Source organism: Pseudoxanthomonas composti (assembly GCF_004122095.1).
Lineage (GTDB): Bacteria > Pseudomonadota > Gammaproteobacteria > Xanthomonadales > Xanthomonadaceae > Pseudoxanthomonas_A > Pseudoxanthomonas_A composti.
The window spans coordinates 20,161-37,029 of sequence record NZ_SAWZ01000001.1 but is presented as its reverse complement, the minus strand read 5'-3'; the positions used below and the strand labels follow the sequence as shown (position 1 = coordinate 37,029).

Below are 16,869 nucleotides of genomic sequence, written 5' to 3'. Positions count from 1 at the left end.
GCCGGACATGGCGCCGAGGCGGGTGGACTACGACCCGTTCGCGCAGGGAGCGCTGAGCCGGGTGGTGCCCACCACCGAGCCGCAGCGCGAGCTGTGGCTGGCCACGCGGCTGGAAGCCGAGGCGACCCTGGCCTACAACGAATCGGTCGCCCTGCAGCTCGACGGCGCGCTGGACGCGGACGCGCTGGCGGCCGCGCTGGGCGATGTCGTCCGTGCGCACGACGCGCTGCGGGCCGGCATCGGCCCGGATGGCGAGAGCTTCTGGGTGCCGGAGCGCTCAAGCTTCGTGCTGCAGCGCCTGGACCTGTCGGCGCTGTCGCCGCAGGCGCAGGCCGCCGCCGTGAACGAGCGCCGCCGCGCCGGGGTGCAGACGCCGTTCGTCCTGGAGCAGGGCGAGCTGTTCCGCGCCGAGCTGCTGGGGCTCTCGCCCGGCTCGCACCTGCTGCTGATGCATGCCCACCACATCGTCTGCGACGGCTGGTCGTGGTGGGTGATGGTGCGCGAGCTGGGCCAGGCCTACGCCTGGCACAGCACCCGCAGCGGCGCGCCGCTGGAGCCGGCCGAGGGGTACGCCGACCACGCCCTGGCCCTGGCCGCGCAACCCGACGGGCCGCAGGCCCAGGCCGATGCTCGCTACTGGGCCGCGCGCTTCGCCGACGCGGTGCCGGTGCTGGACCTGCCGCTGGATCGCCCACGGCCTGCGCGCCGCACCTTCGCCTCCGCGCGCGAGGACCTGCTGCTGGACGCGGCCCTGCTGGGCGCCGTGCGCAAGGCCGGCGCGCGCCGCGGCGCCAGCCTGTTCGCGACCTTGCTGGCCGGGTTTTCGACGTTGCTTTCGCGCATCAGCGGCGAGCGCGATGTGGTCATCGGCATCCCCGCCGCCGGCCAGTCCTTCGATGGACACGAGCGCCTGGTCGGCCATTGCGTCAACCTGCTGCCGCTGCGCTTCGACGTGGACCCGGCGCTGCCGTTCGCGCACGCGCTGGACGCGGCGCAGACGACCTTGCTGGATGCGCTGGAGCACGGCCGCCACACCTTCGGCACCCTGCTCAAGACCTTGCAGGTTCCGCGCGATCCGGCGCGCCTGCCGCTGGTCAGCGTGATGTTCAACATCGACCAGTCGCTGGACCTGCCCAAGCTGGGCTTTACCGGCCTGCAGGGGAGCTTCACCACCAATCCGCGCACGCACGAGAACTTCGAGCTGTCGGTCAACGCGGTGCAGGTCGATGGCGGGCTGCGGCTGGAATGCCAATACAACACCGACCTGTTCGAGGCCGCCACCGTGCACCACTGGCTGGCGGCCTACGGCACCTTGCTGGCGGCCGCGGCGGCCGAGCCGACGTGCGCGCTGGGCAAACTGCCGCTGATGAGCGCGGCGCACAAGGCCGAACTGGAGGCCTTGCAGCCCGAGGCCACCGCGCTGGAAGTGCCCGCCACCATGCACGGGGCCTACGAGCTGCAGGCCGCGCGCACGCCGCTGGCCATCGCCGTGCACAGCGGCCAGGATGCGCTGAGCTATGCGCAACTGGAGGCCCAGGCCAATCGCATCGCGCGCTTTCTGCTGGCCGAGGGCATCGGCAAGGGCGATCTGGTGGGGCTGGCGCTGGAGCGCGGGCCGCAGATGCTGGCGGCCCTGCTGGGCATCCTCAAGAGCGGCGCCGGCTACGTGCCGCTGGATCCGTACTTTCCATCCTCGCGCCTGGCCTACATGGTCCAGGACGCCCGGCTTGCCGCGCTGTTGACCCAGCAGTCCCTGCTGGAACGCTTCGCCAACGCGCCGGCGCGCCTGCTGGTGCTGGAAGCACAGGCCGAGCGCATCGCGGCCATGGACCCGGGTGCGGTGGTGCCCGCCGCGCCGATCGCGCCGGACGATGTCGCCTACGTGATCTACACCTCCGGCTCCACCGGCCAGCCCAAGGGCGTATGCGTGCCGCATGGGGCGGTGGCCAATTTCCTGGCCAGCATGGCGCGCGAGCCGGGGCTGGAGGCCCACGACGTGCTGGTGGCGGTGACTACGCTGTCCTTCGACATCGCCGTGCTGGAGCTGATGCTGCCGCTGTCGGTGGGTGCCAGCGTGGTGCTGGCCGACCGCGCCACCGCGATGGATGGCATGGCCCTGGCGGCGTTACTGACCCGGCACGGCGCCACGGTCATGCAGGCCACGCCCTCGACCTGGCGGATGCTGGTGGAAGTCGAATGGCGCGGCCATCCGGACTTCCGCGCGCTCTGCGGCGGCGAGCCGCTGCCTTCGGATCTGGCCACCGCGCTGCTGGCGCGCTGCGGCGCGCTGTGGAACCTCTACGGCCCGACCGAGACCACGGTGTGGTCGACCTGCGCGCGCGTCGTTGCCGCTACCGATGGCGGCGCGCCGGACATCCACATCGGTCGCCCCATCGCCAACACCCAGGTCTGGGTGCTGGACGCCAATGGCCTGCCGTGCCCGCTGGGCGTGCCTGGTGAGCTGTGCATCGGCGGGCAGGGCGTGACGCTGGGCTACCTGCATCGCCCGGAGCTGACCGCCGAGCGCTTCATCGCCGATACGCTGGGTGGCGGCGCGCGCCTGTATCGCACCGGCGACCGCGGCCGCTGGCGCGCCGATGGCCAGCTCGAACACCTGGGCCGCCTGGACTTTCAGGTCAAGTTGCGTGGCTATCGCATCGAGCTGGGCGAGATCGAGAGCCAGCTGGCCGCCTGTGCCGGCGTGGCCCGCGCGGTCTGCATGGTGCGCGAGGACCGGGCCGACGACCCGCGCCTGGTCGCCTACGTGGTGCCCGAGGCGGGCCTGGCCCTGGACGAGGCCGAGCTGCGCGCCCGGCTGCGCGGCGTGCTCCCCGAGTACATGGTGCCGCAGCACCTGGTGCTGCTGGCCGCCATCCCGCTGCTGCCCAACGGCAAGATCGACCGCAAGGCGCTGCCGGCGCCGCAGCTGGCCGCCCCGCGTCCGGCGGCGGCCGGGCGCGACTCGGTGGCAAGTGCCTCGCCGGACAGCGATGACCCCCTGCAGGCCCAGGTGCAGGCCACCATGGCGCGGGTACTGGGCCGCGCGGCGCTGGCGGCGGACGAGCATTTCTTCGAAGTCGGCGGCCACTCGCTGCTGGCCGCACGCCTGGTCGCCGAGCTGACGCGCCTGCAGGGCACGCCCGTGCCGCTGCGCTGCGTGTTCGAAGCGCCGACCGCGCGCAGGCTGACGGCCGCGCTGCGCGCGCTTTCCCTGGACGAGGCGCAGGCCCGGGTCAGGCCCATCACCCCGCGTGAGGATCGGCGGCATGCGCCGCTGACGCCGATGCAGCAGCGGCTGTGGATCTACGAGCAGGTCGAGCCGGGCACGGTCGCCTACAACACCCCGTCCGCGCACCGCCTGCGCGGGCCCATGAATCTGCTGGCCTTCCAGGCCGCCTTCGACGAGATGGTGCGGCGCCAGCCCAGCCTGCGCACGGTGATCGTGCAGGCCGGCGAGGACGCCCGCCAGCGCGCGCTCGACCACGTCCCCTCGCAGCTGCTGCCGCCGACGGACCTGTCCGAGCTGCCGGAGGGCGAGCGCGACGCCGCGCTGCAGGCGCAGATGGAGCAGATGACCGCCACGCCCTTCGTGCTCGACGGGCAATGGCCGCTGTTCCGCGCGCGGCTGTTCCGGCTGGGACAGGACGACCACGTGCTGTATTTCATGACCCACCATCTGATCTGGGATGGCTGGTCCTTCGACGTGTTCTACAGCGAGATGGCGGCCTTGTACGAGGCCTTCAGCAAGGGCCAGCCTTCGCCGCTGCCGCCGCTGGAGGTGGACTACGGCGACTACGCCCAGTGGCACCAGCAGGCCGGGTCGGCACAGGCGCAGGCCGCTTTGACCTACTGGACGCGGCACCTGTCCGGCGGCCTGGAGCCGCTGCGCCTGCCGGAGGATCGCATCCGCCCGAAGCACGCCAGCGGGCAGGGCGCCACCGAATGGGTGCAGGTGGACCGCAGCACGGCCGACGCCCTGCGGCGTGTGGGCAATGCCACCGGCGCGACCTTGTTCATGACTTTGCTGGCCGCGTACTTCGTGCTGCTGCACCGCCTGGGCGGCCAGCAGCAGCTGGTGGTGGGCCTGCCGGTGCGCAACCGCGCCGAGGAGGCGCTGGAGCGCATCATGGGCTTCTTCGTCAACGTGCTGCCGCTGAAGCTGCGCGTCGATCCGGCCTTGCCCTTCGACGCCTTCGTCGCCCAGGTGCGCCAGGCGGTGGTGGAGGCCTTCGCCTGGCAGGAGGTGCCGTTCGAGGCGCTGGTGCGCGCCTTGCGCCTGCCGCGCGATCTGTCGCGCTCGCCGGTTTATCAGGCGCTGTTCTCCTTCCAGGACGTGCGTGCGCGGCAGACCCGCTGGGGCGCGCTGGAGCACGAGCACCTGCTGACCTTCCAGAAGGGCATGCATACCGATATCGGGCTGTGGTTTCTGGAGCACGAACACGGCCTGTCCGGCGCCCTGGGCTACAGCACCGACATCCTGTCCGAGGCCAATGCGGCGCTGATCAACCAGCGTTTCGTGACCTTGCTCAAGGCCATCGCCGATAACCCGGCGGTGGCGGTGGGCGAGGTGGACCTGCGCTGCGACAAGGAGCGCGCCTGGCTGGCGCAGTGGACCGCCGCCGGACTGGGCGGCGATGTGCGCGATGCGCTCGGGCAGCCATGCCCGGTGGGTGTGGCCGGGCAGCTCTGGGCCGTCCCGCGCGATGCCAGCGATGGCCAGGCGGTGCCCACCGGCATGCATGCGCGCCTGCGGCTCAACGGCCAGCTCGAGCAACTGGGCGCGCTGCCCGAACCGACCGCGCAGATTCTGCAAGCCGATCCGGCGACGGCCGCAGCGGACGATCGCACGGACCTGGCGCCGCGGCGTCCGGCCGAGATCGAGGCGGGCACGCCACTGGAGCGGCGCATCGGCACCATCATGGCCGAGGTGCTGGGCCTGCCGGCGGTCGGCCTGGACGAGGACTTCTTCGAGCTGGGCGGCTACTCGCTGCTGGCGGTGAAGCTGTTCCACCGCATCACCCGGCAGACCGGGGTGAACCTGCCGCTGGCCACGTTGTTCAATGCGCCGAGCGTGCGCGGCCTGGCCCAGGCCTATCGCGCGGCGGGGGCGGTGGACGAGGTCTCCCAGCCCGGTGCGGTGGTCGCCGTGGCCGGGCCCTGGGCGCCGCTGGTGAGCATGCAGCCGGGCTCGCCAGCGGCCAGCCCGCTGTTCCTGGTACACGCCGTCGGCGGCAACGTGCTGAGCTACAAGGGACTGGTCGACGCCTTGCCGGCCGCCCTGCCGGTGTACGGGCTGCAGGCACTCGGCCTGGATGGCAAGACCGCCCCGCTGCGCAGCGTGCGCGAGATGGCGCGGTTGTATGCGCAGGAGATCCGCCGCGTGCAGCCCAGGGGCCCGTATCACCTGGCGGGCTGGTCGATGGGCGGGGTGATCGCTTACGAGATCGGCCGCCAGCTGCACCGCGACGGCGAGCAGGTGGCGTTCGTGGGCCTGGTGGATTCGCTGGCGACCCTGCAGGCGGACATGCGCGGGGTGGAGCAGGCCATGCAGCCGGGCGTGGGCCGGGTCTGGTCGCGCCTGCGCCTGCGCATGGACTCGCGCGCCTCGTGGCTGGACGGGGCCTGGAGCTGGTTGCGCGATGGCGTGCACCGCCGCCAGCGCCACACCCGTGCGGCGCTGTACCGGGTGCTGGGGCGCGAGCTTCCCCATGCCTTGCGTTACACCCTGGTGGAAGGCGCGCACTACCAGGCGTATCTGCGCCATACCCCGGAGCCGACGGACCTGCCGCTGGTGCTGTTCCGCGCCAGCAAGCAGCGCGATGCGCGCCCGGGCCTGGGCTGGGAGGCGATGTCGCCGCGGCTGAAGGTGGTCGACCTCAGCGGCAGCCACGCCGCCCTGCTGCAGTCGCCGGATCTTCCCGATGCGCTGACGGCCGAACTGGTGGGCGTTGGGGCGATGCCGGCCCTGGCCTCGCAGGCGGCGGACGCCTTGTATGCGCCGACGCCGGCCGAAGCGCCGGCCACGCAGCTGGAGCGCTTCATCGCGCGGACCATGTCGCACGTGCTGGAGGACACCCCCAGCGTGGGGCGGCACGAGGACTTCTTCGGGCTTGGCGGGCACTCGCTGCCGGCGGTCAAGCTGTTCCACCAGATCAACCAGCGCACCGGGGTGAACCTGCCGCTGGCCACGCTGTTGAGCGCGCCGACGGTGCAAGGCCTGGCCCAGGCCTATCGCGACGCGGGCGCGGTGGATGAGGCCGACCCGGTGCCGCAGGACGATCCGTGGGCGCCGCTGGTGCCGATGCGGGCCGGCACGCCGGGGCAGCCGGCGCTGTTCTTCGTCCACGCTGTCGGCGGCAATGTCCTGAACTACAAGCCCCTGGCCGAAGTGCTGCCGCCGGGGCGGGCGATCTACGGCCTGCAGGCCGTGGGCCTGGATGGCAAGACCCCGCCGCTGCGCCGGATCGAGTCCATGGCCCGGCGCTATCTGCTGGAGATCCGCCGGGTCCAGCCGGCCGGCCCGTATCTGCTGGCCGGCGGCTCGATGGGCGGCGCCATTGCCTACGAGATCGCCTGCCAGCTGCAACAGGCGGGCGAGCAGGTCGCGTTCCTGGGACTGTTCGACACCCTGGCCTCGCTGGAGCCGGACACCGCGCACGATCCAACTGGTCCGGAAGGCCCCGGACAGCCTGCCCAGGCGCCCAGCCGCCGCCAGCGCGCCGGTGGCCTGTGGCGTTGGCTGGGCGAGGGGCTGCGCAGCCGCAGCGTCCGCGCCTACGCATCGGTGTGCCGGCACCTGCAGATCGCCCTACCGCACAGCCTGCGCTACGCCTACGTGGAGGCGGCGCATTACGAGGCGTACCTGCGCTATCGGCCGCAGCCGATGGATGTGCCGATCGTGCTGTTCCGTGCCAGCGAGCAGGGCGATCCACGGCCATCGCTGGGCTGGGATGCCATGTCGCCGCGGGTGGAGGTGGTGTCCATCCGCGGCCGACACGCCACGTTGATGGAATCGCCCGAGCTGCCAGCGGCGCTGGCGCGGGCGTTGTCGGGAAGTGCCTCGCGCCCGGCGATGACGGCCGCGGCCGAGCCGTCCCAGCGCGATGCCGCGGCCGATGGCGCAGGCTTCGGTGCCCGTGCCGGCGCCATCGGTGGACGCGCCATGCGCCTGCTCTGCTACCTGTGGCCGTTGGCAGGCTCGTCCTTCCTTTAGCGCACGCAGGCGGTGGCCGGGGGGCGCATGCCGGGCGGACACGAAAACGGGGCGCCAGGCGCCCCGTTTCCATGCCAATCATGCGAGCTTACGGGATGGCAGTCGGCGGCAGCGTCACCAGGTAGGTGTCGATGTCCTCGGCGCTCTTGCCGCCCCAGTTGCTGTTGTAGGCGATGCGGGTCAGATCGCGGCTGACCGAGGCCTGCGGCTCGGACCAGTAGCCGCTGATGGATTCGTTGCGGTGGGTGTAGGCGACCTGGTACACGCGCGGGTTGGCCTTCAGTTCCACCACCTGCACCTTGTTGGCGTACCAGGGCAGCTTGCCGTCACGCGAGGCCGAGGTGGCGTAGGTGCTCATCACCACCCAGCCCGGCTTGGAGAAGGACTTGCCCGAGAAATGCATCGCCGCGGCCGCGCCGTTGACGTAGGTGGGGAACAGCACCGTGCGCGGGCAGGGCTTGGTGTTCTTCAGCGTGGCGCTGGCGGCCACGGCCGGGCACTTGTCCACGTCCACGTAGAACACATCGCCGGCGCTGCTCTGGTAGTCCACGGACACGTACAGGTCGTGCTTGTCCTTGCCCAGGGCCATGTCCGAGTGCTCGCTCTTGTGGTGCAGCAGCTTCTTGGTCTTGAAGTCCGGCGCCCAGGCCCAGGTGCCGGCCGTGTCGGAGGAGGTCACGAACCAGCGCCCGGAAGCGGACATGCTGACGTGGTCGGGCCGGTCCTTGCTCTGGTAGCTGCCGACCAGCTTGTTGGACTTCAGATCCCACACGAAGTAGCCCAGCAGGCCGAAGCTGCCGTTCTCGGCCTGGAAACCCCAGTAGCGGCCATCGGCCGAGGGCGAGCCTTCGGACTTGGTCCAGATGTGCGCGGCGCTGGCGCCCCAGGACGGCAGCTTGCCGCGGAAGTCGGCGGCCACCGAGTAGCTGTTGGTGCGCACGTCCAGCTTCAGCAGCTTGGTGCCGCCGTTGGTGGTCACGTAGTAGAGGATGTTGGGATTGCTCGGGTCCCAGTGCGGCTCGGCGTCGCCGGCCAGGTGGAACTCGGCCGGCACGCTGGGGTTGGCGACCTTGGGCGAGAGCGCCGACACGTACTTGAGGGTGCGGGCGTTGTACAGGTGCCACCAGCCATCGGCGGCATTGACGATGAAATAGGTGTTGTCGGCATTGAAGGCCTGCCGGCGCGAGTAATCGTTGCGCGCGAAGCGGCTGGGCGGTTCGCCGTCGTGCACCGTGGCGCGGACCTCGCAGGTGCCGAAGTTCGGCTCGGAAAAGCGCTTGCCCTTGGCCGGCTTGGCCAGCGCCTTCATGGCGGCCGTGTTCTTGCCTTCCTTGACCAGGTAACCGTCCTTGTAGAAGCCGTCGCAGACCCCAAGCGGGGTAGCGGCCTGCGCTGAATACGCCGCGCCCAGGCCCAGCAGGACCAGCGAGGACAGGGACAAGGTACGCAGCGCCTTGCGCGGCTTACGGTGTTGCAGTGGTTGCATGAAACCTCCGGTAGTGCCCGCAGCGCCTGACGCCGCGGTCAAAGCTTGGAATGAGTCGCTGAATGTTGAATCGGTCAGGTGGATCTATGGTCTGGACACACCAGGGGGACGCTCGACGCGCACGATGTCCTTGGCGGATGACCGTGTGTCGTTGCGTGGCGTGAGCAGGGGGGATGTGTGGAACGGGAGGAACGGGGGTAACGCGGACGGCTGGAAAACCGGCCATAGTCTGGAGGACGATAGCTGAATGCTTCATATGACATTCAGTTTTAGTACAGAGATGCTTAGGAATTCAATGAATTCAGTGACTTGCGCTGGATTCGAGCGCCGTCCAACTGTGCGTAATCCGCATCTGATGGACCGCTGGTCGCAGGTGCGAGGACAGGCGCCGGCGCTGTTGCCGTTCTGCTCCGCAGGCCTGGGGTTGGCCTGCATCCGAGGGGCGGGGAGCATGCGGCTGACGCGACTGTCTGCAAGGCAGGCGCGCCGATCGCAGCGGGTTCGACCACGCGCGTGAGCGCGTGCGGCGGAGTGCCTGGCTTGCTTCTGGGCCGGGCGCGGGCACGACGCGTCGGTCTCGGCAGAATGGAGACGGTCCGCGCCGCCATGCTGGAAGCCGCGCTTCCGGCCTGCGTGGGCCTGCTTGGTAAACCGAGCACATGCGCGCTTGTCTGCCATGGCGCCCGCAGTGGGCGGACGTGTCCGGCACGCTGCTGAGCGAGTGGATGGCGCGTCGCGCGTTAGACGCGTGGTGGCGGGCCTTGGCGCGGCCGGCATGCGCCCGGTCGTGAGGCCGAACCGAAACGGTGGTGCGTCTTGGAAAGCCGGCCGCTTTTGGCCTGGACTGCCTGCCGCGCCGAAGGTTCACCGACGACGTGCGTGCGCTACGACGCCGCCTGGCTGGGCCGACGCCGCCTGGCGGATAGCCCAGGCCTGCATCGGCGTCGTCGGCGGGCACGCCATGTGCCTTCCGTGCTTGCTGGGCGGAGCTGCCTTGCCGTTCGATCAGGCGCGCTGCGCAACGGCCGGACGGCGATCGGGGCGCTTGGCGCCCCGTTGTGGTTCGCAGCCCAGGAAACTTACGGCACCGCCGTGGTCGGCAGCGAGACGATGTAGGTGTCGATGTCTTCGTTGCTGCTGCCGCCCCAGTTGCTGTTGAAGGCGATGCGGGTCAGGTCGCGGCTGACCGAGGCCTGCGGTTCGGACCAGTAGCCGCTGAGCGACTCGTTGCGGTGGGTGAAGGCCACCGGGTAGATGCGGGGATTGGCCTTCAGTTCCACCACCTGCACCTTGTCGGTGTACCAGGGCAGGGCGCCGTCGCGCGAGGCGGTGGTGGCATAGGTGCTCAGCACCACCCAGCCCGGGCGCGAAAAGGCCTTGCCGGAGAAGTGCATCGCCGCGGCCGCACCGTTGAGATAGGTGGGGAACAGCACCGTGCGCGGGCACAGCGTGGCGCTGGCCAGGGTGGCGCTGGCGTCCACGGCCGGGCAGTTGTCCACATCCACGTAGAACACGTCGCCGTCGTTGCTCTGGTAGTCGATGGACACATACAGGTCGTGCTTGTCCTCGCCCAGTGCGAGGTCCGAGTGCTCGCTCTTGCGATGCAGCAGCTTCTTGGTCTTGAAGTCCGGCGCCCAGGCCCAGGTGCCGGCCGTGTCGGAAGAGGTGACGAACCAGCGCCCCGAGGCGGACATGCTGACGTGGTCGGGGCGATCGGTGCTGGCGTAGCTGCCGACCAGCCTGTTGGCCTGCAGGTCCCACACGAAGTAGCCCAGCAGGCCGAAGCTGGCGTTTTCGGCCTGGAAACCCCAGTAGCGCGAATCGGCAGAAGGCGAGCCTTCGGATTTGGTCCAGATGTGCGCCACGTTGGCGCCCCACGCCGGCAGCTTGCCGCGGAAGTCGGCGGCCACCGAGTAGCTATTGGTGCGCACGTCCAGCTTCAGCAGCTTGGTGCCGCCATTGGTGGTCACGTAGTACAGGATGTTGGGGTCGCGCGCGTCCCACTGCGGTTCGGCATCGCCGGCCAGGTGGAACTCGGCGGCCACGCTCGGGTTGGCGACCTTGGGCGAGAGCGCCGAGATGTACTTGAGCGTGCGCGCGTCGTACAGGTGCCACCAGCCATCGGAGGCATTGACGATGAAATAGGTGTTGTCGGCGTTGAAGGCCTGCCGGCGCGAGTAATCGTTGCGGGCGAAGCCGCGCGGCGGCTCGTTGTCGTGGGCGGTGGCGCGGACCTCGCAGGTGCCGAAGTTCGGCTCGGCAAAGCGCACGCCCTTGGCCGGCTTGGCCAGCGCCTTCATGGCCACGGTGGTCTTGCCCTCGGCGAGGACGAAGCCGCTCTGGTAGAAGCCATCGCACACCGCTGCGGCCGGCGTGGGGGTTGGCGTGGGCGTCGGGGTGGGTTGGCTGGGCGGGGCCGGCTGGGTCGGCTGGGCCGGGGCGACGGAGGCGTTGGACCCCGAGCCCGAACAGGCGGCTGCGAACAGGGTCAGCGACAACGGGGACAGGAAACGCACCGCCCTGCGGTACGTGGAATGTTGCAACGATTGCATGGAGCCTCCCGGGAAGTGTCTGTGGCGTCCGGTGACGACCACGACTTGCGTTCATTGTGGCTTGAACGGGGAAATGTCGTCGAACAGGACCGTAAGCGCCTGGCGCCGATAAGGGCCTGTGAAGGGTGACTGGGAGTCACCAGGCGAACAGCAACAGGGGATGGCGGTTGGATCAGGGGACACAGCCGGGCGGCAGCCAGCTGAATGCGGGGGACTGCATTCCGTTGACCGATGCGCAGGCGGAAAAATGGCTGGGCACGCGCTATGCCGTGCAGGCGGGGCAGGCCTTCGGCGAGTCGGTCGAGCTGGTCCTGGACGGGCCCCTGCAGGCGCAGGCGCTGGCGCAGGCCTTCGACACCGTCGTGGCGCGACACCAGGTGCTGGCCATGGCCTTCACCGAGGACGGGCTGCACCAGCGTTACCAGCCGCCCTGCCAGGCCCGCTTGGAATGCCTGGACCTCTCCGATTCCCCGGACCCGGAGCCGGACTGGCTGCAGCAGCGCACGCTGCGCATGCTGGCCCCTTTCGATCCCGCCGAGCCGCCGCTGCTGCGGGCGACCTTGTTCGTATTTTCGCCGCAGCATGCGCGGCTGCTGCTGGTGGCCCATCACCTGATCCTGGATGGCTGGTCGCTGCGGCTGACCCTGCAGGAGCTGTCGGCCGAGTACGCGCTGCGGATCGGGCAGGACGCCCGCGCGCCGCTGCCGGCCATGCCGTGGGCCGATTATGTCGCCCGCGAGCGCGGCATCCGCGATGGCGAGGAGGGTCGCCGTTGCCTGGCTTATTGGCAGTCCGTGTACGCCGAGCTCCCCGAGCCGCTGCGCTTGCCGGTGGATGCACCGCGCGGCGCCGAGCTGGACTTTCGCAGCGGGCATGTGCAGCTGGAACTTGCCGCCGAGCGCTGGGACGCCCTGCGTGGCGCCGCCCGGCGCGCCGGCACCACCCGCTTCAGCCTGCTGCTCAGTGCCTATTGCGTGCTGATGCAACGGCTCAGCGGCCAGACCGACCTGGTCTGCGGCGTGCCGTTCGCCGGCGCCGCGGCCGCGGGCGGCCATGCTCGCGTGGTCGGCGATACCGACAACACCTTGCCCCTGCGCATCCGCCTGCAGCCGGGCCAGCCCTTGCAGGCGCTGGTGGCCCAGGTGCACCAGGCCATGCAGGAAGCCGCCGCGCACCAGCATATTTCGCTGGGACGCATCGTCCAGCACCTGCCGCTGCGCCGCGAGCCCGGCCGCATGCTGCTGGTGGAGAACCTGGTCAACCTGGCCCCGGCGATGCGGCGCCTGGCGTTCGGGCCGGTGCAGGCAAGACTGGAAGCCCCGCCGCGCCAGCACAGCGCCTGGGAGCTGGTGTTCCTGTGGAACCCGGGCCCGGATGGGGTCACGCTCAACATCCACCACGCCGTCCCGCTGTACAGCCAGGCCACGGTGCAGCGCTGGGGGCAGGCCTACCTGCGCATCCTGGACGCACTGGTCGATGACGCACAGGCCACGCCGGCCAGCGTCCAACTGGTGGGCCCGCGCGCGCTGGCGGACTTCGCCTGGGTCAACGATGCGCCGCCGCCCTGCCTGGCCGACGAGCAGCCAGGGTGGACGCTGACGCAGATGCTGGAAGCGGCCTGCCAGCGCCATGCCGGGTCCATCGCCGTGCGCAGCGGCGCGGGGGCGCTGGACTACCGCGCGCTGGAGCTGCGCAGCCGGCAGCTGGCCGGCGCCCTGCTGCGGGCCGGGGTGCGCCGCGGCGAGCGCATCGGCGTCAGCCTGCCGCGCGGGGTGGACATGCTGCTGGCGGTGCTGGGCATCCTGCGCGCCGGGGCGGCCTACGTGCCGCTGGACCCGGCCTTTCCCGAGAGCCGGCTGGTGTACATGGCCGACCACGCCGGGCTCAGCCGCATCCTCATGGACACCCAGGCGCCGCTGCCGGCGGCGCTGGCCCAGGGCCGCACCCTGCTGGACGTGGCCGCGTTGCTGGACGGGCCGGAGCCGGCGGGCGCCTTGCCGCACCCCTCGCCCGAGGCGCTGGCTTATGTCCTGTACACCTCCGGCTCCACCGGGCGCCCCAAGGGCGTGCGCATCACCCATGGCAACCTGGCCAATTTCCTGTGCAGCATGCGCGACCAGCCCGGGTTCGCGGCGGCGGACGTGCTGTGCGCGGCCACCACGCTGTCCTTCGACATTGCCGCGCTGGAGCTGTACCTGCCGCTGATCAGCGGCGGGCAGCTGGTGATCGCCGACGATGCCGAGCATCGCGACCCGGCCGCGCTGTGCCGGCTGATCACGCGCCACCAATGCACGGTGTTCCAGACCACGCCCTCGATGCTGGCGCTGATGGCCGACGTGGGGCAGCTGGAGGTGTTCGAGGGCCTGCGCATGCTGGTGGGTGGCGAGGCCCTGCCGGCGGCGCTGGCCCAGCGCGTGTGCGCGCTGGGCTGCGACCTGTGGAATCTCTACGGGCCCACCGAGACCACGGTGTGGTCCAGCCTGCACCCGGTACGGCCGGGCCAGGCGCAGGTGCCGCTGGGGCGGCCGATCGCGCAGACCCGGCTGTACCTGCTGGACGCGCTGCGCCAGCCGCTGCTGCCCGGCGCCATCGGCGAGATCTGGATCGGCGGGGCCGGCGTGGCCGATGGCTACCTGGATGCGCCCGAACTCACTGCCGAGCGCTTCCTGCCCGATCCCTTCGCCGGTGGCCAGGCGCGCATGTACCGCACCGGCGACCTGGGGCGGCGGGTGGGCGATGCGCTGCTGTTCCAGGGGCGGGCCGACGACCAGATCAAGCTGCGTGGCTATCGCATCGAGCCGGGCGAGATCGAGGCAGCGGCGCTGCAGGTGGCCGGGGTGCGCGAATGCGTGGCGGTGGTGCGTCGCGATCCCGGCGATGACGAGGTGCTGGTGCTGTACGCCGCCGCGCGCCAGGGCGCCGAGGCAACGCTGGCCGACACCCTGCGCAAGGCGCTGGGCGTGGCCCTGCCGGCCTACATGCGCCCGCACCACGTGCGGGTCCTGGAGGCGCTGCCCAAGACCCCCAACGGCAAGATCGACCGCCGCGCGCTGCCGGCACCCGGCGCGCTGCCGGCGCCACCGCCCGCGGCAGCCGCTGCCGACCAGGCGCCGCGCTCGGCGCTGGAAGCGGACCTGCAGCAGCGCTGGTCGCGGCTGCTCGGCGGTGCGCTGCCCGGTCGCGACGAGGATTTCTTCACGCTGGGCGGGCACTCCCTGCTGGCGGTGCGGCTGTTCGCCGACCTGGCGCGCGACTACGGCGTGGAGCTTCCGCTGGCGGCGCTGATCGCGCACCCGACCATCGCCGGCCTGGCCCAGGCGCTGCAGCAGGCCGCCACGTCCGCCGCGCCCGGTCAGCCGCCACGGCTGGCGGTGCCGCTGCGCGCCGGCATGCGCCGTCCGGCGCTGTTCCTGGTGCATGCGGTGGGCGGCAATGTCCTCAACTATCTGCCGCTGCTGAACGGTCTGCCGCCTGACCAGCCGGTGTACGGCCTGCAGGCGCGTGGCCTGCAGGGGCCGGAGCTGCCGTTGTCTTCCATCGATGACATGGCCGATCTCTACATGCGCGATATCCGCCTGCTGCAGCCGCAGGGCCCGTACCTGCTCGGCGGTGGTTCCATGGGTGGGATCATCGCCCTGGAAATCGCCCGCAGGCTGCGCGCGGCGGGCAATGAAGTGGGCCTGCTGGTGATGCTCGACACGCGCGCTCCGGGGGTGCTGCCCGCTTCGCTGCACTGGCATGCGCTGGCCTCGGCCCTGCGGCATCCCGATCGCCTGGCGCTGCGCCTGCGCTTCCGCCTGCGCGCGGCCTGGCAGGCCCTGCGGCGCTGGCGCTCTGCCAGCACCGCGCCGGAAACCGAGCTGCGCCTGCGCCGCGTGGAACAGGCCCACCGCCGGGCCTTGCGCGACTACAGGCCGCGTCGCTATGCCGGTGGGGTGACCCTGCTGCGCAGCGGCGAGGGGGCATCGTGGGACGCGACGCTGGGCTGGCAGGGCTGGGTCGATGGCGAAGTCCTGGTCCACCGCCTGCCCGGCACGCACGAGGACTTCATCGAGCAACCGGAGGCGGCGCGCAGCCTGCGCGCCTGCCTGGACGCGGCACTGCGGTCCTCCACGCGCGCATGACCATGGCCGCCCAGCGCGCGCCGGCCCGCGTCGGCGTCGGTACCCATTTCCTGCGCTATGCCAGCAGCGGGTTGCTGGTCATGCTGGCCGGGCTGGTGTCCTTCCCGCTGCTCACGCGGCTGCTGGACAACACCCAGTACGGCATCCTGGGTTACTACGAGACCTGGGTGATGATCGCCATCGCCGTGGCCAAGCTGGGCGCCCAGCACGCCATCGTGCGCTTCTATCCCTACGGCGGCGATGCGCAGGCGATGCGCCGCTTCTCCACCAACCTGTTCCTGCTGCCGCTGCTGGTGTCCGGTGGGGTGTGGGCGGTCGGCATCGCCGTGGTCGGCGGGGTGGCCTGGGCGCGCGCGCTGACGCTTTCGCCGATCCTGTGGTGCGCGCTGCTGGCCATCCCGCTGAACGTGTTCATCAGCCTGGTGCAGATGGTGCTGCGCGCCGGGGAACGCTCGGACCTGCTCAGCGGCACGCGCGTGATCTGGCGCTGGATGGAGCTGGCCGGCATGGTCGGCGCGGTGCTGCTGCTGGAACGCTCGGCCCTGGCCGCCTATGGCGGCAAGCTGCTGGCCGCCGGGCTGGTGGTGGCTTTCTACCTGCGCTGGGTGCTGCGTCATCTGCAGTTCGCTCGCAGCGAGCTGGACATGCGCGCCTTCGCCCAGTCGGTGCGCTATGGCATGCCGCTGGTGATCAACGAGATCGCCACCGTGCTGCTGATCTCCATCGACCGGGTCATGCTCAAGTCGCTGACCGGCGACTACGCGGCCGTGGGCATCTACACCATCGGCTACTCGCTGGCGCTGCAGGTCAGCATGCTGATGCATGCCACGCTGTCCGAATCCTTCGTACCGGTGGCCAACCGTCGCTTCGAGACCCAAGGCCCGGCGGCGGTGCGCGCGCTCAAGCGCCAGGTGCTGTTCCCGATGACCTATGCGGCCATCGGCGTGGCGGTGGCCATCGCCTGCGTGGCCACCGATGCCATCGTGGCGGTCAGCGGGCCGGACAAGGCCATGTCTGGTCCGGTGTTCGCCTGGATCGGCGCGCAGTACGCGCTGTATCCGCTGTTCGATATCGCCGGCTACGGCTTGCTGCTGCACAAGCGCTCGATGACGGTGCTGGCGCTGACCTTGATCGCCGCCATCGGCAACATCCTGTTGAACCTGTGGTGGGTGCCGAGCCTGGGACTGATGGGCGCGGTCTACGCCACCACGGTCTGTTACGCCTTCCTTGGCCTGTCGGGCTGGTGGCTGTGCCCGCGCGAGCTGCGCGCCTGGCCGGACCTGCGCGCGGTGGTCACCGCCGTGCTGGGTGCGGGCCTGTTCTGGGTGGCGCTGCGGACCAGTGGTATCAGCGGTTGGGACAACGTGTGGCTGCGGCTGTTCGCCGCCGGTGGGCTGTGGGCGCTGCTGTATGGCGGCAGCGTGTTGAGCGATCCGCGCATGCGCCGCTGGGTCGTGCAGCTGCGTCATCGCGGCTGAGACGGGAGGTCATCGC

Annotated in this window: 5 protein-coding genes; 3 read left to right on the top strand and 2 right to left on the bottom strand. The window is 70.9% G+C overall.

Annotated features, from left to right (window positions below; genetic code table 11):
- Positions 1 to 7: 7 nt before the first annotated feature.
- Complete coding sequence (locus EPA99_RS00110) at positions 8 to 7,213, top strand: amino acid adenylation domain-containing protein (RefSeq protein WP_164978510.1); 7,206 nt, start codon at positions 8 to 10, stop codon at positions 7,211 to 7,213.
- Positions 7,214 to 7,301: 88 nt separating this feature from the next.
- Here EPA99_RS00110 and EPA99_RS00105 read toward each other — a convergent pair whose 3' ends face one another.
- Both EPA99_RS00105 and EPA99_RS00100 read right to left on the bottom strand, forming a co-directional pair.
- Entirely contained in the window at positions 7,302 to 8,699 is a 1,398-nt protein-coding gene (locus tag EPA99_RS00105; RefSeq protein WP_129469169.1) for a hypothetical protein, read from the bottom strand.
- 1,079 nt (positions 8,700 to 9,778) lie between these two features.
- Positions 9,779 to 11,251 (bottom strand): hypothetical protein, encoded by a 1,473-nt coding sequence (locus EPA99_RS00100; RefSeq protein ID WP_129469168.1) that lies wholly within the window; start codon positions 11,249 to 11,251, stop codon positions 9,779 to 9,781.
- 167 nt (positions 11,252 to 11,418) lie between these two features.
- Between EPA99_RS00100 and EPA99_RS00095 the strand changes: the two genes are divergently transcribed.
- Complete coding sequence (locus tag EPA99_RS00095; protein WP_129469167.1) at positions 11,419 to 15,375, top strand: non-ribosomal peptide synthetase; 3,957 nt, start codon at positions 11,419 to 11,421, stop codon at positions 15,373 to 15,375.
- The gene (locus EPA99_RS00090) at positions 15,372 to 16,853 is read left to right on the top strand and encodes a lipopolysaccharide biosynthesis protein (protein WP_129469166.1); all 1,482 of its coding nucleotides are present in this window, start codon (positions 15,372 to 15,374) and stop codon (positions 16,851 to 16,853) included. Before EPA99_RS00095 ends, EPA99_RS00090 begins: the two co-directional genes overlap by 4 nt.
- Positions 16,854 to 16,869 lie beyond the last annotated feature (16 nt).

Excerpts from the sequence above, each read along its gene's own strand:
- EPA99_RS00110 (WP_164978510.1), top strand. The coding sequence starts at position 8 with ATGGCGCCGAGGCGGGTGGACTACGACCCGTTCGCGCAGGGAGCGCTG.
- EPA99_RS00105 (WP_129469169.1), bottom strand. The coding sequence starts at position 8,699 with ATGCAACCACTGCAACACCGTAAGCCGCGCAAGGCGCTGCGTACCTTG.
- EPA99_RS00100 (WP_129469168.1), bottom strand. The coding sequence starts at position 11,251 with ATGCAATCGTTGCAACATTCCACGTACCGCAGGGCGGTGCGTTTCCTG.
- EPA99_RS00090 (WP_129469166.1), top strand. The coding sequence starts at position 15,372 with ATGACCATGGCCGCCCAGCGCGCGCCGGCCCGCGTCGGCGTCGGTACC.